The organism is Nocardia sp. NPDC051833 (assembly GCF_040681225.1).
GTDB lineage: Bacteria > Actinomycetota > Actinomycetes > Mycobacteriales > Mycobacteriaceae > Nocardia.
Map to the genome: position 1 here is coordinate 3,756,666 of NZ_JBFAYK010000001.1, position 25,347 is coordinate 3,782,012.

20 protein-coding genes and 1 riboswitch are annotated in these 25,347 nt (G+C 70.3%); of the genes, 13 read left to right on the top strand and 7 right to left on the bottom strand.

The genetic code is table 11. The features are described from left to right. Positions 1-8: 8 nt before the first annotated feature. From AB0L91_RS17005 to AB0L91_RS17015, 3 genes are all read right to left on the bottom strand, one after another. Positions 9-1,157 carry a homoserine O-acetyltransferase gene (locus AB0L91_RS17005; RefSeq protein ID WP_365010882.1) on the bottom strand — a complete coding sequence of 383 codons (1,149 nt, stop codon included), beginning with the start codon at positions 1,155-1,157 and terminating at the stop codon, positions 9-11. Next, on the bottom strand, positions 1,154-2,470 hold the full coding sequence (locus AB0L91_RS17010; RefSeq protein WP_365010884.1) for a bifunctional o-acetylhomoserine/o-acetylserine sulfhydrylase: 1,317 nt from the start codon (positions 2,468-2,470) through the stop codon (positions 1,154-1,156). The genes AB0L91_RS17005 and AB0L91_RS17010 overlap by 4 nt, the downstream gene beginning before the upstream one ends. Before the next feature lie 80 nt (positions 2,471-2,550). Beyond that, positions 2,551-2,661, bottom strand: a riboswitch (SAM riboswitch). A 63-nt stretch (positions 2,662-2,724) separates the two neighbouring features. After that, positions 2,725-3,465, bottom strand: coding sequence for a TetR family transcriptional regulator (locus tag AB0L91_RS17015; protein WP_355271542.1), 741 nt, complete (start codon positions 3,463-3,465; stop codon positions 2,725-2,727). A 135-nt stretch (positions 3,466-3,600) separates the two neighbouring features. Between AB0L91_RS17015 and AB0L91_RS17020 the strand changes: the two genes are divergently transcribed. The 3 genes from AB0L91_RS17020 (at position 3,601) to AB0L91_RS17030 (ending at position 9,597) form a co-directional block, all read left to right on the top strand. Further along, complete coding sequence (locus tag AB0L91_RS17020; RefSeq protein ID WP_365010887.1) at positions 3,601-5,094, top strand: MFS transporter; 1,494 nt, start codon at positions 3,601-3,603, stop codon at positions 5,092-5,094. A gap of 120 nt (positions 5,095-5,214) precedes the next feature. Next, on the top strand, positions 5,215-5,889 hold the full coding sequence (locus AB0L91_RS17025) for a hypothetical protein (protein ID WP_365010889.1): 675 nt from the start codon (positions 5,215-5,217) through the stop codon (positions 5,887-5,889). 69 nt (positions 5,890-5,958) lie between these two features. Then, positions 5,959-9,597: a BTAD domain-containing putative transcriptional regulator gene (locus tag AB0L91_RS17030; RefSeq protein WP_365010891.1), complete on the top strand. Its 3,639-nt coding sequence runs from the start codon at positions 5,959-5,961 to the stop codon at positions 9,595-9,597. Positions 9,598-9,651: 54 nt separating this feature from the next. Here AB0L91_RS17030 and AB0L91_RS17035 read toward each other — a convergent pair whose 3' ends face one another. Beyond that, complete coding sequence (locus tag AB0L91_RS17035; protein WP_365010893.1) at positions 9,652-10,302, bottom strand: hemerythrin domain-containing protein; 651 nt, start codon at positions 10,300-10,302, stop codon at positions 9,652-9,654. Positions 10,303-10,547: 245 nt separating this feature from the next. On the opposite strand from AB0L91_RS17035, the gene AB0L91_RS17040 reads away from it, so the two are divergent. The 6 genes from AB0L91_RS17040 (at position 10,548) to AB0L91_RS17065 (ending at position 16,174) form a co-directional block, all read left to right on the top strand. Further along, on the top strand, positions 10,548-11,765 hold the full coding sequence (locus tag AB0L91_RS17040) for an NADP-dependent isocitrate dehydrogenase (RefSeq protein WP_218717647.1): 1,218 nt from the start codon (positions 10,548-10,550) through the stop codon (positions 11,763-11,765). A 127-nt stretch (positions 11,766-11,892) separates the two neighbouring features. Next, entirely contained in the window at positions 11,893-12,729 is an 837-nt protein-coding gene (locus AB0L91_RS17045) for a hypothetical protein (RefSeq protein ID WP_365010894.1), read from the top strand. Between the two features lie 136 nt (positions 12,730-12,865). Then, positions 12,866-14,002, top strand: coding sequence for an MFS transporter (locus tag AB0L91_RS17050; protein ID WP_365011326.1), 1,137 nt, complete (start codon positions 12,866-12,868; stop codon positions 14,000-14,002). Between the two features lie 88 nt (positions 14,003-14,090). Next, a complete protein-coding gene (locus AB0L91_RS17055; protein ID WP_365010897.1) occupies positions 14,091-14,972 on the top strand; it encodes a hypothetical protein in 882 nt (293 codons plus the stop codon). Positions 14,973-15,065: 93 nt separating this feature from the next. After that, positions 15,066-15,461: a Rid family hydrolase gene (locus tag AB0L91_RS17060; protein WP_365010898.1), complete on the top strand. Its 396-nt coding sequence runs from the start codon at positions 15,066-15,068 to the stop codon at positions 15,459-15,461. A 131-nt stretch (positions 15,462-15,592) separates the two neighbouring features. After that, a complete protein-coding gene (locus AB0L91_RS17065) occupies positions 15,593-16,174 on the top strand; it encodes a TetR family transcriptional regulator (RefSeq protein WP_365010901.1) in 582 nt (193 codons plus the stop codon). A gap of 44 nt (positions 16,175-16,218) precedes the next feature. Here AB0L91_RS17065 and glpK (AB0L91_RS17070) read toward each other — a convergent pair whose 3' ends face one another. Further along, positions 16,219-17,727, bottom strand: coding sequence for a glycerol kinase GlpK (gene glpK, locus AB0L91_RS17070; RefSeq protein WP_365010903.1), 1,509 nt, complete (start codon positions 17,725-17,727; stop codon positions 16,219-16,221). 13 nt (positions 17,728-17,740) lie between these two features. Beyond that, positions 17,741-18,493, bottom strand: coding sequence for an IclR family transcriptional regulator (locus AB0L91_RS17075; RefSeq protein WP_365010905.1), 753 nt, complete (start codon positions 18,491-18,493; stop codon positions 17,741-17,743). 117 nt (positions 18,494-18,610) lie between these two features. On the opposite strand from AB0L91_RS17075, the gene glpK (AB0L91_RS17080) reads away from it, so the two are divergent. From glpK (AB0L91_RS17080) to AB0L91_RS17095, 4 genes are all read left to right on the top strand, one after another. Further along, on the top strand, positions 18,611-20,128 hold the full coding sequence (glpK, locus tag AB0L91_RS17080; RefSeq protein WP_365010908.1) for a glycerol kinase GlpK: 1,518 nt from the start codon (positions 18,611-18,613) through the stop codon (positions 20,126-20,128). Between the two features lie 29 nt (positions 20,129-20,157). After that, the gene (locus tag AB0L91_RS17085; protein WP_365010912.1) at positions 20,158-21,837 is read left to right on the top strand and encodes a glycerol-3-phosphate dehydrogenase/oxidase; all 1,680 of its coding nucleotides are present in this window, start codon (positions 20,158-20,160) and stop codon (positions 21,835-21,837) included. Between the two features lie 119 nt (positions 21,838-21,956). Next, positions 21,957-22,595 carry a TetR/AcrR family transcriptional regulator gene (locus AB0L91_RS17090; RefSeq protein WP_365010914.1) on the top strand — a complete coding sequence of 213 codons (639 nt, stop codon included), beginning with the start codon at positions 21,957-21,959 and terminating at the stop codon, positions 22,593-22,595. A 184-nt stretch (positions 22,596-22,779) separates the two neighbouring features. Next, positions 22,780-23,529: an SDR family oxidoreductase gene (locus AB0L91_RS17095; protein WP_365010917.1), complete on the top strand. Its 750-nt coding sequence runs from the start codon at positions 22,780-22,782 to the stop codon at positions 23,527-23,529. Between the two features lie 60 nt (positions 23,530-23,589). Here AB0L91_RS17095 and AB0L91_RS17100 read toward each other — a convergent pair whose 3' ends face one another. Continuing rightward, a complete protein-coding gene (locus AB0L91_RS17100) occupies positions 23,590-25,215 on the bottom strand; it encodes a hypothetical protein (RefSeq protein WP_365010920.1) in 1,626 nt (541 codons plus the stop codon). Positions 25,216-25,347: the final 132 nt, after the last annotated feature.

Genomic DNA, 25,347 nt, shown 5'->3' on the forward strand with positions numbered 1-25,347 from the left:
CCCGGGCGTCAGCGGTTCTCGCGGGCCAGCCGCATGGTTTCGGTGAGCAGCTTGGACACCGCGGCGGCCTCGGTGAGGAAGCCGTCGTGCCCGTCGCGCGAGTGCACGATCTCGAGCCCGGCGCAGCCAGGCAGCCCCTCGGCCAGCTCGGCCTGGGTGTGCAGCGGGTAGAGCCGATCGGAATCGACACCGCCCACCACGACCGGCACCGTCGTCGCGGCCAGCGCCGCGGCGACCCCGCCCCGGCCGCGGCCGATGTCGTGGCGGTTCATGGCCTCGCTGAGCAGCACATAGGTGGCCGGATCGAAGCGCTGACACAGCTTCTCGGCCTGGTGCTCGAGGTAGCTCTGCACCGCGTAGCGCCCGCCCGTCCACGGATCCTCGTCGCCCTGGGGACGGTTGGTGAAGCGGTGGTCGAGCTCGCCCTCGGTGCGGTAGGTCAGGTGCGCGATGCGCCGGGCCAGGCCCATGCCGGTCATCGGCGCGCGGCCGGTGCCGTGGTAATCGCCGTCCTGCCAGTCGGGGTCGGCCTTGATGACGGCCATTTGGGTGGTCTGGGTGCCGATCTGGTCGGCGGTGGCGCGGGCGCCGACGGCCAGCACCAGCGCGGCCGCGGCCCGTCCCGGCTGCCCGATGATCCACTCCAGCACCCGCATGCCGCCCATCGACCCGCCGACGACGGCGGCCAGCCGCTCGATCCCGAACAGATCGAGCAGCTGCGCCTCGGCGGTGACCTGGTCACGGATGGTCAGGTCGGGAAAGCGGGAACCCCACGGCGCGCCGTCGGGCGCGAGCGAGGACGGTCCGGTGCTGCCCTTGCAGCCGCCGAGCACGTTCGTCGCGATCACACACCACTCGTCGGTGTCGATCGGCGCGCCGGGGCCGACCATGCCCTCCCACCAGCCGGGCTGGGCGTTGTCGGCGCTGGCGATGACGTGGGAGTCGCCGGTGAGGGCGTGCTCGACGAGCACCACGTTGTCGAGCGTGGGCGAGAGCTCACCCCAGCGCTGCACCGCCAGCCGCACATCGGGGACGACGGCGCCGTTCTCCAGCGCCACCTCCCCGATGGCGACCACGCCGAGTCGCCCGTCCGGCGGTGGCAGCAGGGCCACCCCGGTTGCGGGACGGGCGATCGGCGATTCGGTGCTCACAGTCACGTGTTCGCCGCCGCGAAACCGGCGCGCAGATCCGCCAGGATGTCGTCGATTCCCTCGATGCCCACGGCGAGCCTGACCAGCCCCGGAGTGACGCCGGAAGCCAGCTGCTCCTCGGGCGTCAGCTGCGAGTGCGTGGTGGACGCCGGGTGAATCACGAGAGAACGCACATCACCGATGTTAGCGACATGGCTGTGGAGGCTGAGCGCGTCCACGAACTTCTTGCCCGCGTCGACACCGCCGCGCAGCTCGAACGCGACGATCGCGCCCGCGCCCTTGGGCGCCAGCTGCTTGGCTCGCGCGTACCACGGCGAGGTCTCCAGACCCGCGTAGTGGACGGCCTCGACGCCCGGCTGCTCGGCGACGAACTTCGCCACGGCCTCGGCGTTGGCCACGTGCCGCTCGACCCGCAGGCTCAGCGTCTCGATGCCCTGGGCGATGAGGAACGCGTTGAACGGCGACACCGCCGCGCCCAGGTCGCGCAGCAGCTGCACGCGGGCCTTGAGCGCGAACGCGGGCGCGCCCAGGTCGGCGAAGACCGCGCCGTGGTAGCTCGGGTCGGGCTCGGTGAAACCGGGGAAGCGGGCGTTGCCGTCGGCGTCGCGCACGGTCCAGTCGAAGGTGCCGCCGTCGACGATCACGCCGGCCACCGCCGCGCCGTGGCCGCCCAGGTACTTGGTCGCCGAGTGCACGACGATGTCGGCGCCGTGGGCCAGCGGCTGGATCAGGTACGGGGTCGCGACGGTGTTGTCGACGATCAGCGGGATGCCCGCCTTGTGCGCGATCTCGGCGATGCCGGGGATGTCGAACACGGCGCTGCTCGGGTTGGCGATGGTCTCGCCGTAGAACGCCTTGGTGTTGGGCCGGATGGCGGCCTGCCACTGCGCCAGGTCGTCGGGATCCTCGACGAAGGAGACCTCGATGCCGAGCTTGGGCAGCGAGTAGTGGAACAGGTTGTACGTGCCGCCGTAGAGGTGCGGGCTGGACACGATGTGGTCGCCCGCGTTGGCCAGGTTCAGGATCGCGAAGGTCTCGGCGGCCTGGCCCGAGGCCAGCAGCAGCGCCGCGACGCCACCCTCGAGCGCGGCGACGCGCTGCTCGACCGCGTCCTGGGTGGGGTTCATGATCCGGGTGTAGATGTTGCCCGGCTCGGCGAGCCCGAACAGCGCGGCGGCGTGATCGGTGTCGCGGAAGGTGTAGGAGGTGGTCTGGTAGATCGGCAGCGCCCGCGCGTTGGTTGCCGCGTCGGGGGCCTGGCCCGCGTGGATCTGCTTGGTCTCGAAGGACCAGTTCTCGGGCAGAGCAGAGTCGGTCATGAAAAGCTCCAGGGTTGTTCGCCGGGGTATCGCGTCAGATGGGTTGGATCGACGGACAACAACACATGGGGGCCTCCTGCGATGCGCGCTTGCTCCCGGCCTTCGGGAGCCCGGTCATCACCCGGAGCACCCCACCGCAGCTGGAGGGTTGCCGACCAGCGAGCCGGGGCTTGGCGCTGGTACTCATGACCTTGCCGTCATGTTAACCGGCCGTTGCGTCCGCGCGGAAACTTCCCCCGGTTTCGTCGCCTGGATCACTCCGCCGCCGGTGTGCCGAGCCCTGGCGTGTCGGCCTCGGGCCGGGCGCCGCAGATGCGGCGGAGCTCGTGGTAGGCGCGCAGGATGGCGGCCTTGGTGACCTGCGCGGCGGCCTCCGGCGTCGCGCTCAGCAGCCCGTCCTCGACCGCGGCGATCGAGAGGTGACACAGCATCTGCCAGGTGCCTGCCACCAGCCGGACCGAGAAGTCGTCGGGCGTGGTGGACATCCGCTCGGCCAGCTGGGCGCAGACCGCGACGTTCTTCTTCTCGGCGTACTCGAGGGCGCGCGCGTTCACGGCCTGGCTGGACCGCATGATCCGCTGCATCTGCAGGAACTGGCGCAGGAACCGCACGCCGTCGGCGTCGGCCTCGGAATCGACGACCTGCAGGTAGGCGCCGCACAGCGCGCCGAGTTCGTCGCCGGTGCGCGGCTGCTCGCCCAGGGCCTCGGCCACGGTGAGCCCGAAATCGTCGATCGGGGCGAGCACGATGTCTTCCTTCATCGGGAAGTACCGGTTGACCGTGCGCGGGGAGACGTCGGCGCCCGCGGCGATCTGCTCGACCGTCGTGGCGTCGAATCCCTGCGCGTCGCACAGGCTCAGCCCGATCTCGACGATCGCGGCCCTGGTCTGGCGCTTCTTGCGCTCGCGCAGGCCGGTCGGGGCGTGGCGGGCCGCGAGCGGGCCTGCCGGTTCGGTCATCCGGTCGCCGGTGATCGGAGTGGTCGAGTCCAGCATCTCTCCAGCCTACCGTCCCGTCCGATTCGTCTGTCTTTTCACGACAAATGGCGCAGTCAGACATTTTGCTCTTGACGCCAATTGTCCCACGGTGCCAGGATTGAGCGCGAGCCTTCGAGTGACTAGGAGTCCGTGGTGACCGGCATCGAAACAGCAGCGAAACAGACTGATCCGCAATCGAATTCGAGACGCTGGTGGGCACTGGCCGTGCTCGCCTCCGCGCAGCTGATGGTGATCCTCGACGCCACCGTCGTGACGATCGCGCTCCCGTTCGCCCAGAAGGACCTCGGCATCAGCGAGGGCGACAAACAGTGGGCGCTCACCGCCTACACGCTGATCTTCGGCGGCCTGCTGCTGCTCGGCGGCCGGATGGCCGACTACCTCGGGCGCAGGCGGATCTTCCTGATCGGCCTGGTCGGGTTCGCCGCCGCGTCGGCCCTGGCCGGACTCGCCCAGGACGGGTTGCAGCTGTTCCTCGGCCGCGGTCTGCAGGGCGCGTTCGCCGCGCTGCTCGCGCCCTCGGCGCTGTCGCTGCTGTCGGTGACGTTCACCGACGTGAAGGAGCGGGCCCGCGCGTTCGCGGTGTTCGCGGGCATCTCGGCAGGCGGGGTCGCGTTCGGGCTGATCGTGGGCGGTGCGCTCACCGAGTACGTGTCGTGGCGCTGGACGCTGCTGATGAACACCCCGGTCGCGATCGTCGCGCTGCTCGGCGCGCTGGCGGTCATCGTGCGCGATGTGCCCGCGCCGCGCCTCGGCGGCTACGACCTGCCCGGCGCCGTCACGGTGACGCTCGGGCTGGTGTCGATCGTCTACGGATTCAGCCGGGCCGCCGAGGACGGTTGGCTCGCGGGCAGCACGCTCGGCCTGCTCGGGGTGGGCTTCGCGCTGCTGATCGCCTTCGTCGTCATCGAGGCGCGGTCGTCGAATCCGCTCCTGCCGCTGCGGATTCCGGGGGAGGTCAACCGGGGTGGCGCGCTGCTGGCCGCGCTGCTCATCCCGATCGCCATGTTCGCGATGTTCCTGTTCCTGAGCTTCTACTACCAGAACACGCTCGGCTACTCGCCGCTGAAGGCGGGCGTCGCGTTCCTGCCGTTCCCGGTGGGCATCGCCGTCTCGGCCGGCGTCACCAGCGCGCTGATGCCCAAGCTCGGCCCGCGTCCGCTGATGGTCGTCGGCGCGCTGCTCGGCACCGCCGGCCTGCTGTGGCTCGCCCAGCTCGGTTACGGCGACGGCTACGCGCTGAGCGTGCTGCCCGCGCAGCTGCTGATCGCGCTCGGCATGGGCCCGCTGTTCGTCGGTATGCAGGCCGTCGCGCTGCATCAGGTCGACGCCGAGGACTCCGGGGTGGCCAGTGCCCTGCTCAACGCCGCCCAGCAGGTCGGCGGCGCGGTCGGCACGGCGCTGCTGACGACGCTGTCGGTGCAGGCCGCGAAGAACTACGCGACCGACAATCCGACCGTCGACCACCTCGTCGAGCGCGCCTCGATCTACAGCTACGACGTCGCGTTCTACGTCGGCGCCGGGTTCTTCCTCGTCGCCGCCGTGGTGATCGCGGTGATGATCAGGGACAAGCCGGAGAACCTGATCGAAGGCGACGAGCACGCCGCCCGGGTGCCGATCGCGGTCTGAGTCCGGCGCGCCGAGCCCCGCGGGCCTTTCCGGTCCGCGGGGTTCCGGTGCGTCCACCGGCCGAGGCGATCGCAATTCGTTCGCAAGTGGGCGCCAATCGGTCGTGCGCACGCTCAGTTCATGACTATCGAGACCGCCGCTGAGGCGAACAACACGCATCCGCTCGACCACGTGTCGAGCCCCGTCCCGCCGGGGAGTCGGGACCGGGGCCGGGCCTCGGCCCTGGCCGTCGGCGCGCTCCTGTGGGCGGTGGGCAACCTGATGCACCCGCTGGAGCACGTCGAGTCCGCCGAGCAGGCGCCGACCTGGGCGGCCGCGCATCTCACCTTCGCCGTCGGCGCGGTGCTGATGGCGGTCGGGCTACCCGCCCTGATCCGGGCCATCCGCGGGCCGGGTGACGAGTGGACGAGCAAGATGCTCACGCTCGCGCACGGCTTGCTGTTCGCCGGGCTGGCGGTGGTGATCCCGATCGGGGCCTATCACGAGGTGTTCGTCAGCACCCAGCTCGACCACCACGCCGCCACCGAGATCTCCGACGCCTCGGCCGCGGTGCTCGCGCCGCTGTCGCTGGCGCTGCTGCTCGGGTTCGTCCTGCTCGCGGTGTACGCGCTGATCCGGCCCGCCGCGGTGTTCGGTCGCTGGTCGGGCGGGCTGATCATCCTGGGCACGCTGGCCATGACGCTCGCGGCGATGCTGCCCGGGGTGCTGCCGGGTGTCGAAGGGTGGTGGATCATCCCGGGAACCGTCGCCCAGGGTGTGGCGATCGGCATCGCGGGGGTGCGTATCGCCAGGTAAATTGACCGCATCGAACACGAGGGACCGTACGGCGGCAGGTCCGCCGTACGCATCGAAGTACTCGGCCCGTTGCGGGTCGACGTGGGTGACCGGCCCGCCGATCTGGGTGGACCGCGTCAGCGCGCGCTGCTGGCCCGCCTGGTTCTCGCCGGCGGCGAGGTGGTGTCGACCGATCGCCTGATCGACGACCTGTGGGCGGGCGACCCGCCGCCCAAGGCCCTCGGCGCTCTCCAGGCCCACATCTCCTACCTGCGCCGCGCCCTCGAACCCGATCGCCCGCCCCGCGCCCCGGCCACCGTGCTGATCTCCGAGGCCCCCGGTTACGCCCTGCGCCTCGATCGCTCCGTGGTCGACGCGTGGCAGTTCGAACGTCTGCTGGCCGACAGCGATCGCGTCGACCCGGCGCGGCGCTACGGGGTGCTCGGTGACGCGCTGTCGTGCTGGCACGGCGAGCCGTACGCCGCCTTCGCCACCGCCCACTGGGTGCTCCCGGAAGCCGCCCGCCTGCACGAACTCCACCGCGTCGCCGTCGAACGCCGCGCCGAAACGGCACTGGCTCTCGGCCACCCCGACGAGGCGCTGGCCCTGCTGGTGCCCCACGTCACCGACCACCCCGACCGCGAGCACGCCGCCCGCCTCCTGGCGCTCACCCACTACCGCCTCGGCCGCCAGCTCGACGCCCTGGCCACCCTCCGCCGGGTCCGCGACTACCTCGACACCGAATTCGGCGTCCGCCCCGGCCCGGCCCTCGCCGCCCTCGAAACCGCGATCCTCACCCACGCCCCGGAACTGGACCTGCCACCGACCGCGGAGCCGCCCCACTCGACCGGCGCGAGGCACCCCGCCGATCCGGTGAAGGCGTCGACCGGCCCTGATCACCCGGCCGACCCGGTGCGACGATCGGCTGGATCAGCGCAGACCATCATTTCGGCCGAAGCCGTGCGGCCCGCCGACGACGCGGACCCGGTGACGTCGACGAACGCACTCGCGAAGGCCGGATCGCTCACCGACCACCTCGGGGGACAGCCCACGCGACTCGTCGGCGACGCCCCGGAGGCATCGGCGAGCGCGGGAGCGGGCGCGGCGAATGCCGCCCGGGTCGGCAGCGGTTCGGATCAGCCGGGGACGCGCGGACGGTTCGGCGGAGCCGCGGTCGGCTACGACGCCGAACGGGCGGCGCTGCTCGCCGAGGCCACCGAGGTGGTGGCGCACGGGCGGGTCAGGGTGGTGTGGCTGGAAGGGGAAGCGGGCGCGGGCAAGACCACCCAGGCCGAATCGCTGGCCTTGGCACTCGCCGCCGACGGGTGGACCGTCGTGAGCGCGGCGTGTCCCGAAGTCGACGGCGCGCCCGCCGCCTGGGCTTGGGTACATCTGCTCGATGGGCTCGGCGCGCGGGCGGCGTCGGCAGGTCCGGTGCCGGATGGGCTCGGCGCGCAGGCGGGGCCGTTCGCCATCGCGCAGGCGGTGGCCCTGGCGTGTGGGCAGCGACTGGCCGACGGGCCTGTGCTGGTAGTTCTCGAAGATGTCCATCGCGCCGACAGCGCTACCTTGCAGATCCTGCGGCAGCTGGTGGCCTGGCTCGCACATCGGCCGGTGCTGGTCCTGGTCACCGCTCGTGGGTCCGAGGCGGACGCGGGGGTGCGGGCTACGGCCGCGGCGCTGGCGGCCACGACCGGTCGCCGGTTGGAGCTGGGTGGTCTGGATACCGCGGCCGTGCGCGCGGTCGCGGCCCGTGCCGGGTTGGGGTCCATCGATGTCGACACCGCCGAGCGGTTGCGCGAGCGGACCGGTGGAAACCCGCTGTTCGTCCGCGAGGTCGCCAAACTCGCTGCGGCGGTAGGCGACCTGCATGCCGTGCCGGATGGTGTGCGCGATGTGCTGAGCCGCCGAATCGCCCGGCTTCCCGCGGGCGCGGCCCGGGCGCTGCGCCTGGCCGCCGTCTGGGGCGACGACATCGACTTCGACACCCTGCTCGAGCTGACCGCCGAGCCGGAGGACACCCTGATCGACCTGGTCGACACCGTCACCGTCGCCGGGCTTGTCCGCGTCACCGGCACCGATCGGATCACCTTCGCCCACGCCCTGATCCGCGACGCCGTCTACGGCGACATCCCCGCCCTGCGCCGCGCCCGGCTGCACTGGTCGGCCCTGGAACTCCTCGAGCGCCGCACCGCCGCGACCACGGCCGACCTCGAATCCGATACCGCCACAGTCGACCTCGACGCCATGGCGCACCACGCCATCGCCGGCGCGGGCACCGCGAACGCCACCCGTGCGCTGCGCTACGTCCGCGCCGCCGCCCGCAGGCGCACCGACCGCCGCGCCCACCAGGACGCCGAGCCACTGTGGCGCTCCGCTCTCGAATTGCACACGCGCGCAGGACATATCGACGCCACGGCGCCGCGCGCGGATCGCCTCGCGGCGCTGTCGACCACCTGCGCGCTGATCAACGCCCTCGCCTACGGCGGCAACGACGAACAGGCCCGCATCCTGCGCGCCGAAGCCCTGGCGACGGCCCGCACCCTCGCGCCCGGCGCCGACACGCAGCCCGTCACCGCTGACGATGCCCGGATCGCCACCGATCCCGTCGTCGCCGTCCTCACCTGCTGGCGCGCCCCCACGATCTGGACCAGCCGGGAACGCGGTGCTCCCGACCGTGGCATGCGGGCCGATCTGGCCGCCGCGCTGACCCGCACGACAGCGCCCGACCTGCGAATCCGGCTGCTCGTCGCCACCGCCTTCGAAGTCGTCGGCTTCGACAACCCGCACGCCTTCGCCTGCTCCGCCGAGGCCCTGCGCGCGGCGCGCGAGCTCGGCGATCCCGAATCGCTGTGCGCCGCAATCAATGCCAGGGCGTTCGTCGCGCTCGGTCCCGATCTGTGGCCGGAACGCGGCGACCTGGCCGACGAACTGCTGCGCGTGTCGACCGAGGCGGGTCTGCCGGAGTACCAGGCGGTCGCGCATTTCGTGCGCTTTCTCGTCGCCTCGGGTGCGGGCAGGCTCGTCGCCGCGCGGGCCGAGATCGCCAAGGCGCTCGACTGCGCCGAGGGCGGCCAGCTCGGCCCGCTGCTGGTCGTCTCCACCGCGCATCTGGCGGTGCTCGCCGCACTGCGCGGCGACTTCGCGACCGCCAGGGCCATCGATGCCGACCTCAGCGCGCAGATGATCGCGGCGGGTCACGCCAACGGCGCCGAACTGGTCCTGCTGGCCGAGATGATGACCGGCTGGGCGCTCGGCGACCTCGCGCCCGGCCTCGACGGTTACGCCGCGCTGAACGCGGCCGCACCGCACGCGCTCAGGTCCGCGTACATGCTGGCCCTGCTCGACGCGGGAGACACCGAGCGAGCGGCCGCGCTGCTCGGCGCGGGTGCTCCGGTCCCGCGTGACTACTACTGGTGCGCGATGTCGGTGTTCGAGGCCAGGGTGGTCGCCCGGATCGGCACGGTCGAGGCGGCCCGGCGGCTCTATCAGGACCTGCTGCCGAGAGCGGGCACCATCGCGGGCATGGACTCCGGGTCGGTCGCCTTCGGTCCGGTCGACATCGTCCTGGCCGAACTGGCCGACCGGCTGGGCGACCACGCCGCCGCTGTCCGGCACCGCGTCGCGGCCGACGAAGTCCTCGCCGCCGTCGCCGGAGAACTGGCCGCACTCGACAACGCGGGCGCCGCCGCAGACCAGGCGGGCGACGGGCCGTCGGCGACCGCGTAGTCACACCTCGGCGACCCGCCCGCGCACGGCTGCCACCGGACCCGGCAGCGGCACTCACCCGCCCGCCAGCACCCGCTCGCGCCGCCGGTACCGAACCCCGAACACCCTCAGCATCACCCGCAACGGCCACCCGCCGTCCCCGGTCACCTCGGCCAGCTCCTCGGGCGTACAGACCGCCGCCATCCGCGGCACCTCGAAACTCAGCACCGCGCCCGTGCGGGCCGCCGCCTCGACCTCGGCCCACTGCGCGGCGGTCAGGTACTCGGTGACGACCGGGAAGACCGTCCGTTCCTCGTCGGCGATGTGCTCGTCGAGCACGGTGTGCAGCCGGGTCAGCCGCTGGGCCAGGTCGGCGGCGGCCCCCGGGCGCCGGGCGACCAGGTCGGCGCAGCGTGTCCTGATCTCGGCCAGCGCCGGATCGAGCTGGGCGTGGTCGTCGGTGAGCTCCCTGAGCTCGATCGCGTCGCCCGCTGCGGCGGTCAGAATCGGCCAGAGCACCTCGTCCTCGATGCGATGGTGATGGTGGATGGAGTCGCACAGCAGGCCGAGATAGCCCGCGATCGCGCGGGCCCGCCGCGGCGGACAAGGTGTCCGGTTGGCGCCGAGCTCCCCGGCCAGAACGGCGAACCGGGCGGTATCGGCGAGCATTGCGCGATGGGCCAGGCGCATGCCGAGTAGGTTGGGAGTCGAGCGTATGTCGGTCATCACCCGACAGTGCCCGCGGTCACTTGCGACCCGTTTGCCGTCCGCTGCGCAGGCGGAGTCCCGCACAGCGGGCCCTCCCATCGCGGTGAGGTAGGGGACAGCAGTACGCTCGTCTTGTTTGCACCACACGTCCCGCAGACAACGCGGGGCATATACGTTGTCTGTTGGAACAGCTGGGGTCCGCTCACAAGCGTGTTCGCCTGGCCGTGCAATGAGGGCACCATCCTAGGAGGACACGAAGATCCATGTCCAAGATCAAGGTTGAAGGTACCGTCGTAGAACTCGACGGCGACGAGATGACCCGGATCATCTGGCAGTTCATCAAGGACAAGCTGATCCACCCGTATCTCGACGTGAACCTCGAGTACTACGACCTCGGCATCGAGTACCGCGACAAGACAGACGACCAGGTCACCGTCGATGCCGCGAACGCCATCAAGAAGTACGGCGTCGGCGTGAAGTGCGCCACCATCACCCCCGACGAAGCGCGGGTGAAGGAGTTCGGCCTCAAGAAGATGTGGCGCTCGCCCAACGGCACCATCCGTAACATTCTGGGTGGCACCATCTTCCGCGCGCCGATCATCATCTCCAACGTGCCCCGCCTGGTGCCCGGCTGGACCAAGCCGATCATCATCGGCCGCCACGCCTTCGGCGACCAGTACCGCGCCACCGACTTCAAGGTCTACGAGGCGGGCACCGTCACGCTGACCTTCACGCCGGAGGACGGCAGCGAGCCGATCGTGCACGAGGTCGTGAAGATGCCCGAGGACGGCGGCGTCGTCATGGGCATGTACAACTTCAAGAAGTCCATCGAGGACTTCGCGCGGGCCTCGTTCAACTACGGCCTGCAGCAGAACTACCCGGTGTACCTCTCCACGAAGAACACCATCCTCAAGGCCTACGACGGCATGTTCAAGGACACCTTCCAGGAAGTCTTCGACGCCGAGTTCAAGGCCGAGTTCGACGCGGCGGGCCTGACCTACGAGCACCGCCTGATCGACGACATGGTCGCCTCCTCCATGAAGTGGGAGGGCGGCTACGTCTGGGCCTGCAAGAACTACGACGGCGACGTGCAGTCCGACACCGTGGCCCAGGGCTTCGGCTCGCTGGGCCTGATGACCTCGGTGCTGCTCACCCCGGACGGCAAGACCTGTGAGGCCGAGGCCGCGCACGGCACCGTCACCCGGCACTACCGCCAGCACCAGCAGGGCAAGCCGACCTCGACCAACCCGATCGCGTCGATCTTCGCCTGGACCCGTGGCCTGGAGCACCGGGGCAAGCTGGACAACACCCCCGAGGTGATCGGCTTCGCGCAGGCGCTCGAGGACGTCGTCATCAAGACCGTCGAAGGCGGCCAGATGACCAAGGACCTGGCGCTGCTCGTCGGCGGCGACCAGGGCTACCTGAGCACCGAGGAATTCCTCGGCGCCCTGGACGTCAACCTGGCCCGCGCGCTGAAGTGAGATAGCCGAGGCTCCGCGCCGAACCGCGGAACCCGCACGGCTGAGAAAGGCGCTCGCATCGAACCCGATGCGAGCGCCTTTTCCGTCGTGATCAACTCATCGGGTCGTTCGTTGTCGAGGGGGGATCGTGGATCGTGATCTGTTGCCATGGCCTGCGGGCTTCGGGTCCGAGCGGCCCGGTTATCCGATGGCCGCCGTGATCGCGGCGTTCTTCGTGCCGGGGACCTTGCTGTTCCTGTCGGGCGTCTTCTCGGCGGTCGACGAGTCCGATCCGCTGCTGGCCGTGTTCTGTGGTGCGGGAGCCCTGATGTGTGGGTCCGGGTTGTTCGTGCTGCCCGTGTTCCTGCGCGTGCGGCGGCGTCGCGTGCCTCGAATGACCATCACGCAGGAACCGGCGATGTACCTTCCCGCTCGGCGGAGCACCATGATCGCCGCGCTCGGCCTCGTGCTCGGCGCGAGCGTGTGGACGGCCTGCGTGCTCGTGCTCGTCCTCACCATTCGGGAACCGGCCCGCGAACTCGACCACGTATGGAACTACGGCGTACTCCTGGCCGGCTTGGCGCTGAGCTTGCTCGGTGCTTACGGCGGCTGGGCGATCGCCAACTGGCTGCGCTATCGGCTCGGGGTGCGCCTCGGACCCGAGGGTCTCGCCGTCGAGTCCGGATTCATCCACCAGACCACCGGCTGGGACGACATCGCCGCCATCGTGCCCACGGAGGAGAACCGCCATCGGGTGGTCGTCGTCCACTCGCGTGACCTCGTCACGGTGCGGCGAACCCGGCTGGTGCGGCGCAACGGTGCCGCCGCCACCGCGATGCGGGTGAACGCGATCGCACACCGCATCGACCCTGCCCTGCTCTACCACCTGCTCCAGTTCTATCGCGCCGATGCCGATCGTCGCCGCGAACTAGGTACCGAGACCGGCCTCGACCGGGTCCGGGCGGGCGAGCTCGGCGGGGCGTGAGCCAAGCGGGTGGGATAACTCACGTTCGGCTCGGGTAGCGATCGGGGAGTGGGGCCCGTTGCATGGAGGCGTGACTTCTTCCGTTTCCGCGCCCGGTCTCGTCGAGACGCCGCGTACGAGCTGGCATGTGCCCGCGATGCTGGCGCTCGCGCTGGGTGGGTTCGGGATCGGGACGACCGAGTTCGTGACCATGGGGCTGCTGCCGAATATCGCGGCCGACTTCGACATCTCCGAGCCTGCGGCCGGGCACGCGGTGTCGGCCTACGCGCTGGGGGTGGTGGTCGGGGCGCCGCTGATCGCGGCGCTGTTCGCCCGGGTGCCGCGCAAGAAGCTGCTCATCGCGCTGATGGCCGCGTTCGCCGTAGGCAACGCGGCCACGGTGCTCGCCCCGACCTTCGGCACGCTGGTGGCGGCCCGGTTCGTCTCCGGTCTGCCGCACGGCGCCTACTTCGGTGTCGCCTCGCTGGCGGCGGCCACCCTCGCGCCGGTCGGGCAGCGGGCCAAGGCGGTGGCGGCGGTGATGCTCGGGCTGAGCGTGGCGAACGTGATCGGGGTGCCGGGCGCGACCTGGCTCGGTCAGCATCTGGGCTGGCGGGACGCCTACGTCGTGGTCGCCGTGATCGGCGTGGCGACGGTGGCCGCGCTGTGGCGGTTCGTGCCGAGCCTGACCGGCATGAAGGTCACCAATCCGCTGACCGAACTCGGCGCGCTGCGCCGCCCGCAGGTGCTGCTCACGCTGGCCGTCGGCGCGATCGGCTTCGGCGGCATGTTCGCCGTCTACACCTACATCGCCACCACGATGACCGACGTGGCGGGCATGGCGATCGGCACCGTCCCGATCGTGCTGGCCCTGTTCGGCCTCGGCATGGTGGCGGGCAACATCCTCGGCGGCGTGCTGGCCGATCGCGGCGTCGACCGCTCGATCTTCGTCGGGATGATCGCGATGGTGGTCATCCTGGCCGGCTTCGTCCTGGCCGCGCACCACCCGATCACCGCCTCGATCGGCGCCTTCCTGGTCGGCGCGTCCGGCGCGGCCCTGGCTCCCGGACTGCAGACCCGCCTGATGGACGTCGCCGCCGACGCCCAGACCCTCGCCGCCGCCCTCAACCACGCCGCCCTCAACATCGCCAACGCCGCGGGCGCCTGGCTCGGCGGCCTCGTCATCGCCGCCGGCCTCGGCTACACCGCCCCCGCCGCCGTCGGTGCCCTCCTGGCAATCCTCGGCGTCGCCCTCTTCACCGCCACCATTTGGGCCGCCCGCCGCTCGGCCTGACCGCCCGGCTCGACGTCCCACTCCGGCGTTGCGCACAACACGCCGTACCGATTTCGGACCCCCGATCAACGGCTATACGGTGCGCTGCATGCCGAGCTACCTGCACGAAGGCTTGCTTGACCTCTTCCGCACAGACATCACCCTGGCTCCGTCGCTGCTGGTCGAACAGTTCGGAATGCGGCTGCCCGGGCAAGCCGAGATGCGGGCTGAGCCGTGCGACTTCACCGACATCGGGCCCAAGGAGTATCGCGGCGATTTCGCGCTCAGCACCTGCGATGACCGAAATCGGCCGGTACTCGGCGTGTGCGTCGAGGTCCAGCTGAGCTGCAAGGACGATCGGCGCTGGAAATGGCCCGTCTACGTCACCACGCTGCGATCACGCTTGCACTGCCAAGCCGTGTTGCTGGTGGTGACGCCCAGCCGACAGGTCGCGAAGTGGGCCTCGAATCCGATCGAACTCGATCCCAACGGGTCGGTCATCCACCCGCGGGTGCTCGGACCCGACCGGTTTCCCATCGTGACCGATCCTGACGAAGCCCGGCGGAGTCCAGAACGCGCGACGCTGTCGGCGATCGCGCACGGGGCCGGTCCGCACATGGACGAGGTGCTCTCGGCCTTTCTCGCCGGGCTGATGAAAACCGACGATGAACGTGTGAAAATGTACCTTGATCTGGTCGACGACGAGTTGACCGTTGCGGCGAGCCGACGTCTGGAGGAACTTGTGAAGAGCTCTCCCGAATACCGTGGCCGCATCGCCACCAAATATGTGGCCAAAGGCCGTGAAGAAGGCCGTGAAGAAGGGCGTGCGGAGGAAGCCGCCCATGCCGTTCGCACCGTGCTGACCGCCCGCGGGCTCGAGCTGTCCGTGGCGCAACGCACCATGCTCGCCGAATGCACCGATATCGATCAGCTCAACGCATGGTTGGTGCAGGCCGTAACCGCCACGCGGGCAGAAGAACTCTTCGACTGACGCCCCCGCTGATCCAGCACAGGCGGGGTGTCACACTTCGGCCCGCCACATCGTCTTCTCGGTGCGCAACATTCGGCAAGAGGAGAAGGTGTCATGTCAGTAGTGATCAGCAACCCGTCCGAGCTGCACGATCCGACGGGGTTCGGGTACAGCCATGTCGCGCGGGTGACCGGTGAACTGGTTCTCATCGCGGGGCAGTACGACTCCGACGCCGAAGGGCACACCACCAGTACCGATTTCGGTGAGCAGGTGGATCGGGCGTTCGTGAATCTGGGGATCGCCCTGCGGTCCGCGGGCGCGGACTACGCCGACGTCGCGCAGCTGCGCACGTTCATCGTCGACCACGACCTGGACAAGCTACAGGTGCTCGGCGCCAAGATCGCCGAGATCTGGGGTGATCGTCCACCCGCGCAGACCCTGCTCGGGGTCGCCGCGCTCGCGCTGCCGGGCATGCTGTTCGAGGTCGACGCCCTGGCGGCACTGGGCTGACGCGCGTCGCGCACTCGCCGACCGCCCCGGCGGCGAGTGCGCGCACGAACCCGCCGCGGACAGGCAGTGCGGGACCCGCAGTCTCGCATACATGACCAATCGGTCGCAATAGACGTTGGTATGCTCGGAAAGTGGCGCGTACCAAAGAATTCGACCCCGATGTGGTCCTGGACCGCGCGCTGGAGCTGTTCTGGCAGCGCGGCTACGAGACGACCTCGATCGCGGATCTGATCGAGCATCTCGGGATCGCCAGGGGCTGCATCTACGCCACGTTCGGCAGCAAGCACGAACTGTTCATGATGGCGCTGCAACGCCACCTGGAACGCGTCGACGAGATGATCACCGCGGTCCTGGCCCAGCCCGGACCGGCGCTGCCCGCGATCCGCGAGCTGGTCGACCGGGTCGTGCGCGAGTCCTGCGCACCGGACAGATTCCTCGGCTGCCTGGTGACGACCGCCGCGGTCGAGCTCGCCGCCCGCGACGCCGATGTCGCCCGGCTGGTCGAATCCAGCTGGGCGCGCACCGAAACGGCGCTGTTCTCCGCGCTGTCGCGCGCCCGCGCGCAGGACGAACTGCCGCCCGACGCGGATACCAGGGCCATGGCCCGCTTCCTGGTCGTCTTCTTCCAGGGTGTCTGGGTGCTCGAGCGCGCGCCCAATTCCGCCACCCGCCTGCGCGACGCGGGCCGGGTGGCCGTCTCGATCCTGGGCTGAGTCCACGTCCGTATTCGTGAACGACCGGTCGGGATCGTGCGGGGCTATCGCTCGGCCGACGTACCGCCCGCCGGTCGGGCCCAGCCGACGCTGAGCTGCACCGCCCGCTGCCACCGCTCGTACTCCTCGTCGCGCACGGCGCGCTCGGCCTGCGGCACCCACTGCGCCGCCACCCGCCAATTGCGCCGCAGCCCTTGCAGATCCGGCCAGTACCCGACGGCGAGCCCGGCCGCGTAGGCCGCGCCGAGCGAGACCGTCTCGGTCACCAGCGGACGCATCACCGGAACGCCCAGGACATCGGCGATGATCTGCATGAGCAGATTGTTGGCCGCCATCCCGCCCGCCACCCGCAGCGATGTCGCCCGCAGTCCGGCGTCGGCATTCATCGCCTCGACGACATCGCGGGTCTGCCACGCCGTGGCCTCGAGCACCGCGCGCGCCAGGTGGCCCTTGGTGACGTAGGAGGTCAGCCCGATCAGCAGCCCGCGCGCGTCGCTACGCCAGTGCGGTGCGTAGAGCCCGGAGAAGGCGGGGACCAGGTAGCAGCCGCCGTTGTCGTCGACGGTGCTCGCGAGGGTCTCGATCTCGGGCGCGGTGGCGATCAGGCCGACGATGTCGCGCAGCCACTGCACCAGCGATCCGGTGACCGCGATCGGGCCCTCCAGCGCGTACACCGGGTCGGGTCCGACCTGGTAGCCGATGGTGGTGAGCAGTCCGTGCTTGGAGCGGATCAGTTCGGCGCCGGTGTTCATCATCAGGAATCCGCCGGTGCCGTAGGTGCATTCGGTCTCGCCGGGCGCGAAGCAGGTCTGGCCGAACAATGCGGCGTGCTGGTCGCCGAGGGCGGCGCCGATCCGGACGCCGGGCGCGACCGTGCGGGCGGTCCCGAAATCGCCGGTCGACGGTTCGATGCGGGGGAGCATGGCGCGCGGAATGTCGAAGAACCGCAACAGTTCCGCGTCCCACTGCCGGGTCGCCAGGTTCATCAGCAGGGTGCGCCCGGCATTGGTGACGTCGGTGACGTGCGCGCCGGTGAGGTTCCAGATCAGCCAGGACTCCATGGTCCCGAACAGCACCTCGCCGCGTTCGGCCCGCGCCCGCAGTCCGTCGACGTGGTCGAGCAGCCAGCGCAGCCGGGGCGCGGCGAAGTAGGTGGCCGGCGGCAGTCCGCTCAGCTCCGTGATCCGGTGCGCGCCGGGCGTTTCCCGGAACCGCTCGACGAGTTCCTCGGTGCGGATGTCCTGCCAGACGATGGCGGGCCGCACCGGCACCCCGGTCACGCGATCCCACACCACGGTGGTCTCGCGCTGATTGGCGATCCCGATCGCCGCCACCTGTTCGACGGTGATCCCGGCATCGCGCAGCGCCGCGGGCACGATCTTCTCGACTGTCCGCCAGATCTCCAGCGCGTCCTGCTCGACCCACCCCGAGCGCGGATAGCGCTGACGGTGGGTCCGCTGGGCCAGCCCGGCCAGCCTGGCGTGCCGATCGAAGACGATGCAGCGGGTGGAGGTGGTGCCCTGGTCGAGGGCGAGTACATACCGTTGCGTCACCGGAGCCTCCCGTTCATCGCGCCGCACCGAGATCGCGGTGCACGGCCTGAGCGGCGGCGCGTACCTGCTCCACCGCGGCGGGCCGGATCCGCAACCGGTTGTCGCACAGTCGATCCGTCGGTCCCGAGATCCCGATGGCGGCGACCACCAGTCCTCCTCTGGCCCGGATCGGCGCGGCGATGCCCGCCTCGCCGGAGCGGTATTCCTCGACCTCGCCGGCCCAGCCGGTCCGCCTGACCTCGCCGATCACGCGGTCCAGCGCTGTCGGGTCGACGATAGTGCGGTGCGTGAATGATTGCAGGGCACCGGGATTCGTCGCGGCGTCGTAGGCGAGCAGCACCTTGCCCAGTGCGGTGGCGTGCGCGGGCAGCACCTCGCCGACCGCGAGTACCTGCTCGGTGTTGTCCGGCCGGAACACGTGGTGCACCACCGTCACTCCGGCGGGCCGAGCGACCGCCATCCGCACCGACTCGCCGGTCCGCGACGCGAGCGCGTCGGCGCGGTGGATCGCCCGCGAGCGCAGTTCGTTGACATCGAGGTGATCGGTCCCGAGTTCACCCAGCGCGGGCCCGAGCAGATACCGGCCCGTCGCCGGATCCTGGTCGACGAACCCCACCCCGAGCAGGGTCCGCAGAATGCCGTGCGCGGTGGGTTTGGCCAGGTCGAGGGCGGCGGCGACCTCGCCGACCGCCATCGGTCCCGATCCGCGCGCGAGCAGCCGCAGCACGGCGGCGGCTCGCTCGATCGACTGGATCGGACCCGGCACCGCCCGAACCTATCAGCCCGAGCGTTCAGCATTGTCGAACGGCAGCCGTGGCGGCGCGGTCGGGCCGTTCCTAGCGTGGTGTCGGGCTCGACGGTGAGCCCGCGCGAAAGGACCACGATGAATCGGTATGTGGGCGCGATCGACCAGGGCACGACCTCGACGCGTTTCATGGTTTTCGACCACGGCGGCGCCGTCGTCGCCCGGCATCAGCTCGAACACGAGCAGATCATGCCGCGACCCGGCTGGGTCGAACACAACCCCGACGAGATCTGGGAACGCACCCGCACCGTCGTCAAGACCGCGCTCGCCGCGGCCGACCTCACCGCCGCCGACCTGGCCGCGATCGGCGTCACCAACCAGCGCGAGACCACCGTCGTGTGGAACCGCCACACCGGCCGCCCGTACTACAACGCCATCGTCTGGCAGGACACCCGCACCGACCGGATCATCGCCGCGCTCGACGCCGCCGGTCACACCGACCTGATCCGCCAGCGCACCGGACTCCCGCCCGCGCCCTACTTCTCCGGCGGCAAGCTGCGCTGGATCCTCGACAATGTCGAGGGCGTGCGCGCCGATGCCGAACGCGGCGACGCCCTGTTCGGCACCCTCGACACCTGGCTGATCTGGAACCTCACCGGCGGTATTCGCGGTGGCGTGCACGTCACCGATCCCACCAACGCCTCGCGCACCATGCTGATGGACCTCGAGACGCTGGCCTGGGACGACGAACTGCTGCGCGTCTTCGACATCCCCCGCGCCATGCTGCCCGCCATCGCGCCGTCGTCGAACCCGGCCGGCTTCGGCACCACCAACCCCGACGGGCCGTTCCAGGGCGCGGTCCCGATCGCCGGGGTCCTCGGCGACCAGCAGGCCGCGAGCGTCGGGCAGGTGTGTTTCCAGCCGGGCGAGGCCAAGAACACCTACGGCACCGGCAATTTCCTGATGCTCAACACCGGCACCGACATCGTGCGCTCGGCGCACGGCCTGCTCACCACGGTCGCCTACCGGTTCGGCGACGACAAACCCGTCTACGCGCTGGAGGGGTCGATCGCGGTCACCGGGTCGGCCGTGCAGTGGCTGCGCGACCAGCTCGGCATCATCGCGGGCGCCGCGCAGATCGAGGACCTGGCCGGCCAGGTCGAGGACGCGGGCGGGGTGTATTTCGTGCCCGCGTTCTCCGGGCTGTTCGCGCCGTATTGGCGACCCGACGCGCGCGGCGCGGTGGTCGGCCTCTCGCGCTACAGCAACAACGCCCACCTGGCCAGGGCGACCCTGGAATCCATCGCCTACCAGACCCGCGACGTGGTCGAGGCGATGCAGCGCGATTCCGGCGTGCGGCTGGCGACGCTGCGCGTCGACGGCGGCGTGACCATGAACAAGCTGGCCATGCAGATCCAGGCCGACCTGCTCGGCGTCCCGGTCTCGCGGCCGGTCGTCGCCGAGACCACCGCGCTCGGCGCCGCCTACGCGGCCGGCCTCGCGGTCGGCGTCTGGGACTCCACCGACGAACTGCTCGCGAACTGGCACGAAGACGTCCGCTGGTTCCCCTCCTGGTCCGACGAGCAGCGCGAGCGCGGCTACCGCCGCTGGCTCAAGGCCGTCGAACGCACCCTCGACTGGGCCGAACTCGACTGATGAACGATCACCTCGACAAGGAGCAAGCCGTGTCCGTTCCCCTGGACTCCCTCTACCGCGACAAGGCGATCGCGGCGCTCGGCGACCACGAGGTCGACGTGCTGGTGATCGGCGGCGGCGTGACCGGTGCCGGCGCCGCACTCGACGCCGCCTCGCGCGGTCTCTCGGTCACCCTCGTGGAGGCCCGCGACTTCGCCGCAGGCACCTCGAGCCGGTCGTCCAAGCTCATCCACGGCGGCCTGCGCTACCTGGAGCAGCTGGACTTCGCGCTGGTCCGCGAGGCGCTCAAAGAGCGTGGGCTGCTGCTGAACTCGCTCGCGCCGCACCTGGTGCGTCCGGTGCCGTTCCTGTTCCCGCTCCAGCACCGGGTCTGGGAGCGCGCCTACATCGGCGCCGGCGTCGCCCTCTACGACACCCTCGGTGGCGCGCGGGCCGTTCCCATGCACAAGCACCTGACCCGCTCCGGCGCACTGGAACTCGCGCCCGCGCTGCGCCCGGACGCGATGACCGGCGCGATCCGCTACTACGACGCCCAGGTCGACGACGCCAGGCACACCATGATGATCGCCAGGACCGCCGCCGACCACGGCGCGACCGTGCTGACCCGCACCAGGGTCACCGGCCTCGTGCGCGACGGCGAGCAGGTCGTCGGCGCGCACGTGGTCGACCTGGAAACCGGTGTCGCCCACACGATCCGGGCCCGCAGCGTGATCAGCGCGACCGGCGTGTGGACCGACGACATGATCAAGATGACCGGCGTCGACTTCCCGTTCCACGTGCGGATGTCCAAGGGCGTGCACATCCTGGTCCCGCGTGACCGGCTCGACCTGCACACCGGCCTGATCATGCGCACCGAGAAGTCCGTGCTGTTCGTGATCCCGTGGGCCGAGCACTGGATCATCGGCACCACCGACACCGCGTGGTCGCTGGACAAGAACCACCCCACCGCCACCGCCGCCGACGTGCAGTACATCCTCGACCACGTCAACGCGCTGCTGCGCGAGCCGCTGACCAGGGCCGACATCGTCGGCACCTACGCCGGGCTGCGGCCGCTGATGACCGGCGCGTCGAAGGAGACGGCCAAGCTCTCGCGCGAGCACGCCGTCGCCGAGCCCGCGCCCGGCCTGTTCGTGATCGCGGGCGGCAAGTACACCACCTACCGGGTGATGGCCGCCGACGTCGTCGACGCCGTCACCGCCCGCCTCGGCGGCGACATCCCCGCCTCCGGAACCGCGCAGCTGCCGATCGTCGGCGCGCAGGGCTACCGCGAAATGTTGGCCGAGGCCGCGGAATTGGCAGCCACCGTCGGGCTGCCGGTCGAGGTCGTCGAGCACCTGCTCGGCCGCTACGGCGCGCTGGCCACCGACCTCTTCGACCTCGTCGCCACCGATCCCGCACTGCGTCAGCCGCTGCCGGGCGCGCCCGACTACCTGGCCGCCGAGGCCGTCTACGCGGTGACCCACGAGGGTGCGCTGCACCTGGACGACCTGCTCACCCGCCGCACCCGCATCTCCATCGAGGTGCCCGATCGCGGGCTCGCGGCCGCCCCGGAGATCGCACGGCTGATCGCGCCGCTGCTCGGCTGGGACGACGAGACGGCCAACGCCGAGATCAACCGCTACTTCGACCGGGTGCACGCCGAGCTGGCCGCCAACCAGGCGGGCGACGACATCGCCGCGAACACCGCGCGCTTGGTCGCTGTGCGGTGACGCGCGGGATGCCGCTCGTGCCGACGCCGCACACGCGTGGCGTCGCCACGGCGGTATTCCGGTGCGACCGCGGACTCCCGCTTACCAACAGGTCTGTATGTAAGCGGTAGGATCGGCCGATGACCAGCACCGCAGCCGACAAGCCGCCGCGGCGGACGCAGGAGCAGCGCAGCAGCGAGATGCGCGTCCGCCTGCTCGACGCGACCATCGACTGCCTGGTCGAGTACGGGTACGCGGGCACCACCACGCCCCGGGTCGCCGAACGCGCCGGCGTCACCCGGGGGGCGCAGGTGCACCATTTCGGCTCCAAGCACGATCTGGTCGTCGCCGCGATCAAGCACCTGGCCGAACGGCGGGTCGCCGCCGCGATGAGCGAGATGACGCAGGTCCGGGTGGGTGACGATCCGGTGGGTGCCGCGCTCGAGTTCCTGTGGGACCTGCATCAGGGGCCACTGTTCATCGCGACGGTGGAACTCTGGGTGGCGGGCCGGACCGATCCGGTGCTGGCCGCGGCGATGGAAGAGGTCGAACCGCTGGTCAACACGGCGGTGCTGCGCGCGGTCGCCGAGCTGATCCCGGACGACCTGCGCCGCAAGGGCGCCCGCGACTTCGCCTACACCGCGATGGACGCGCTGCGCGGCATCCTCGTCGCCAATTTCGTCGTCCCTGACCCGGACCGCGCGCACCGCCGCTGGCGTCGCGCCATGGTCGACCTGCGCGCCGCTGCGGCCGCCGTGATCGCCGCTGGTTCCCCCTGATCAGGGTTCGGCGCTCGGCCGATCAGGGGCCCAGTGGTCGCGGGGCTGGTCGGTGTCCTGCACCCGGGAACGTCGCGGTCGGCCGCCCATTCCGCAGGGAACGGTTCCGTCGGCGGGCACCGGATGACTAGCGTGAGCACATGGAATCGCACATCGAGCCCCTACCGGCACCGGCGGTAGCGTCGTGAGCCGGGGCACCATCGTGATCACCGGTGCCAGCTCCGGCCTCGGCGCGGAGATGGCCCGCCAGTTCGCCGCCCTCGGCTACGACCTTGGCCTGTGCGCCCGGCGCACCGAACGCCTCGACGAACTGCGCGCCGAGATCCTGGCCGCGCATCCCGACCGCGCCGTCTCGGTGAAACAGCTCGACGTCACCGACGACGCCGCCGTGTTCGCCGTCTTCGACGAATTCGCCGCGGAATTCGGCGCGATCGACCGCGTCGTCGTCAACGCGGGACTCGGCAAGGGCGCGCCGCTGGGCATCGGCAGGCACGCCGCCAATCGCGAGACCGCCGTCGTGAACTTCCTCGCCGCCCTGGCGCAGACCGAGGCCGCGATGGCGATCTTCCGCGCCCAGGGCCGCGGCCACCTGGTGATGATCTCCTCGATCTCCGGCCTGCGCGGCATGCCCAAGACCCTGACCACCTACGCCGCCACCAAGGCGGGCGTCGCGGCCCTGGCCGAGGGCCTGCGCGCCGAAGCCGTCCCCGGCGTGGACATCTCGGTGATCTACCCCGGCTACATCCGCTCGGAGATGAACGACCGCATCAAACACGAGCCGAAGTTCATGGTGGACACCGCGACCGGCGTCCGCGCCATGGTCGCCGCCATCGAGAAGCGCCGCGCCAAGGCCTACGTCCCCGACTGGCCCTGGATCCCCATCGCCTTCGCCCTGCGCACCCTGCCGCTGCCGCTGGTCCGCAAACTTCTCTGACCACGACGAAGGCCGTACCCGGCGAAAGGTGTTCGCCGGGTACGGCCTTCGGTCGTGAAATCAGTGCTGGCGGGGCAGTAGGTGCTTGCCTTCGCGGTCGGTGGACAGGGCGAGGGAGCTGATGTACTGGATCTCGCCCTCGGGGCCGGGGATCGCCGAGGCGATCATGTCCGGGCGCTCGAACTCCATGCCGGTGACGTGGCACGGCAGCAGATCGCCCGACGGGTTGCCGTGCTCGTCGAACATCGGCAGCTCGATGCCGTCGTCGGCGCGGCGCAGGTAGTACCTGCCCTTGGTGGCGATCGCGGTGAGCGGCGTCGCGACGAAGGCCACCAGCACCGCGACCAGCGGCGAGTACGGCTTCAGCAGCTCACCGAAGAGGCCGAAGAAGGTCATGATCGACAGCACCGCCGACAGGCCGAAGCCGACCAGGCCGACCGGGTTGAAGTCGTAGAGCATGCCGCGCCGGAACTCCGGCACCTTCGGCGAGATCTTCAGCAGGTACTTGTTCACCGCGATGTCGGTGGCCACGGTGACGATCCAGGCGATGCCGCAGTTGGCGTAGAAGCCAAGGATGTTGTTGAGGAAGTCGAACATGTTCGCTTCCATCAGCACCAGCGCCACACCGAGGTTCACCACCAGGAACACCAGGCGACCGGGGTAGGTCTTGGTCACCCGGGTGTAGGAGTTGGTCCAGGCCAGCGAGCCGGAGTACGCGTTGGTGACATTGATCTTGATCTGGCTGATGACCACCAGCACGACGGCCAGCGTCATGGCCAGCCAGCCCGGCACCATATCGCGGTAGATCTCCAGGAACTGGTGCACCGGCTGGTTCGCGATGCCCTGCGCGGCGGGCAGATTGGCGATCAGGTAGACCGCGAGGAACAGGCCGACGACCTGCTTGGCCGCGCCGAAGAGCACCCAGCCCGGACCCGCGAGCAGCATCCAGCCCCACCACTTGGCCCGGTTCTCCGGCGTGCGCGGCGGCATGAACCGCAGGTAGTCGATCTGCTCGGCGATCTGGGCGATCAGCGACAGGCAGACGCCCGCGGCCAGCAGCGCGCCGGACACGCTCACGCCGCCCCCGTTCTCGCCGCCGTAGGCGAAGAACGAGCCCACCGAATCGGGGTGGCGCACCAGCAGGAAGCCGAACGGCGCCACCATCAGCAGCAGCCACAGCGGCGTGGTCCACACCTGCAGCTTGGCCAGGGTGTTCATGCCGTAGATGACCAGCGGGAAGATGATCACCGTCGACGCCAGATAGCCCATCCAGAGCGGAATTCCGAGGCCCAATTCCAGGCCCTGGGCCATGATCGACCCTTCCAGCGCGAAGAAGATGAAGGTGAACGAGGCGAACACGATATTGGTGATCACCGAGCCGTAGTAGCCGAATCCGCTACCGCGCGTGATCAAATCCAGATCGATGTTGTAGCGCGCCGCGTAATAGGCGAGCGGAAATCCGGTCAGCATCACGACGACGGCGAAGATACCGATGCCGATCAGCGCGTTTCCGGTGCCGTGCGCGATTCCGATATTGGCGCCGATCGCGAAATCGGCGAGATAGGCGATGCCGCCGAGAGCGGAGATGCCGACCACCGCCGGGCTCCATTTGCGGTAGCTCCGCGGGGCGAAACGCAGCGTGTAGTCCTCAAGTGTTTCTTTGGCAGCGGTGTCCGCTCCGGCCATTTTCCCTCTCCCTCATCCACGCGGCCGTCGAATTCGGCGGCTCACCGACGGTGCTCGATGGATGTAGACACCAATTTTCCGAACCGTTACGCCGCTGTTACGCGGGCGGATGGTGACCGGGGTCACGGAAAC

Excerpts from the sequence above, each read along its gene's own strand:
- AB0L91_RS17010 (WP_365010884.1), bottom strand. The coding sequence starts at position 2,470 with ATGACCGACTCTGCTCTGCCCGAGAACTGGTCCTTCGAGACCAAGCAG.
- AB0L91_RS17015 (WP_355271542.1), bottom strand. The coding sequence starts at position 3,465 with ATGCTGGACTCGACCACTCCGATCACCGGCGACCGGATGACCGAACCG.
- AB0L91_RS17025 (WP_365010889.1), top strand. The coding sequence starts at position 5,215 with ATGACTATCGAGACCGCCGCTGAGGCGAACAACACGCATCCGCTCGAC.
- AB0L91_RS17035 (WP_365010893.1), bottom strand. The coding sequence starts at position 10,302 with ATGACCGACATACGCTCGACTCCCAACCTACTCGGCATGCGCCTGGCC.
- AB0L91_RS17040 (WP_218717647.1), top strand. The coding sequence starts at position 10,548 with ATGTCCAAGATCAAGGTTGAAGGTACCGTCGTAGAACTCGACGGCGAC.
- AB0L91_RS17050 (WP_365011326.1), top strand. The coding sequence starts at position 12,866 with ATGCTGGCGCTCGCGCTGGGTGGGTTCGGGATCGGGACGACCGAGTTC.
- AB0L91_RS17055 (WP_365010897.1), top strand. The coding sequence starts at position 14,091 with ATGCCGAGCTACCTGCACGAAGGCTTGCTTGACCTCTTCCGCACAGAC.
- AB0L91_RS17060 (WP_365010898.1), top strand. The coding sequence starts at position 15,066 with ATGTCAGTAGTGATCAGCAACCCGTCCGAGCTGCACGATCCGACGGGG.
- glpK (WP_365010908.1), top strand. The coding sequence starts at position 18,611 with ATGAATCGGTATGTGGGCGCGATCGACCAGGGCACGACCTCGACGCGT.
- AB0L91_RS17090 (WP_365010914.1), top strand. The coding sequence starts at position 21,957 with ATGACCAGCACCGCAGCCGACAAGCCGCCGCGGCGGACGCAGGAGCAG.
- AB0L91_RS17100 (WP_365010920.1), bottom strand. The coding sequence starts at position 25,215 with ATGGCCGGAGCGGACACCGCTGCCAAAGAAACACTTGAGGACTACACG.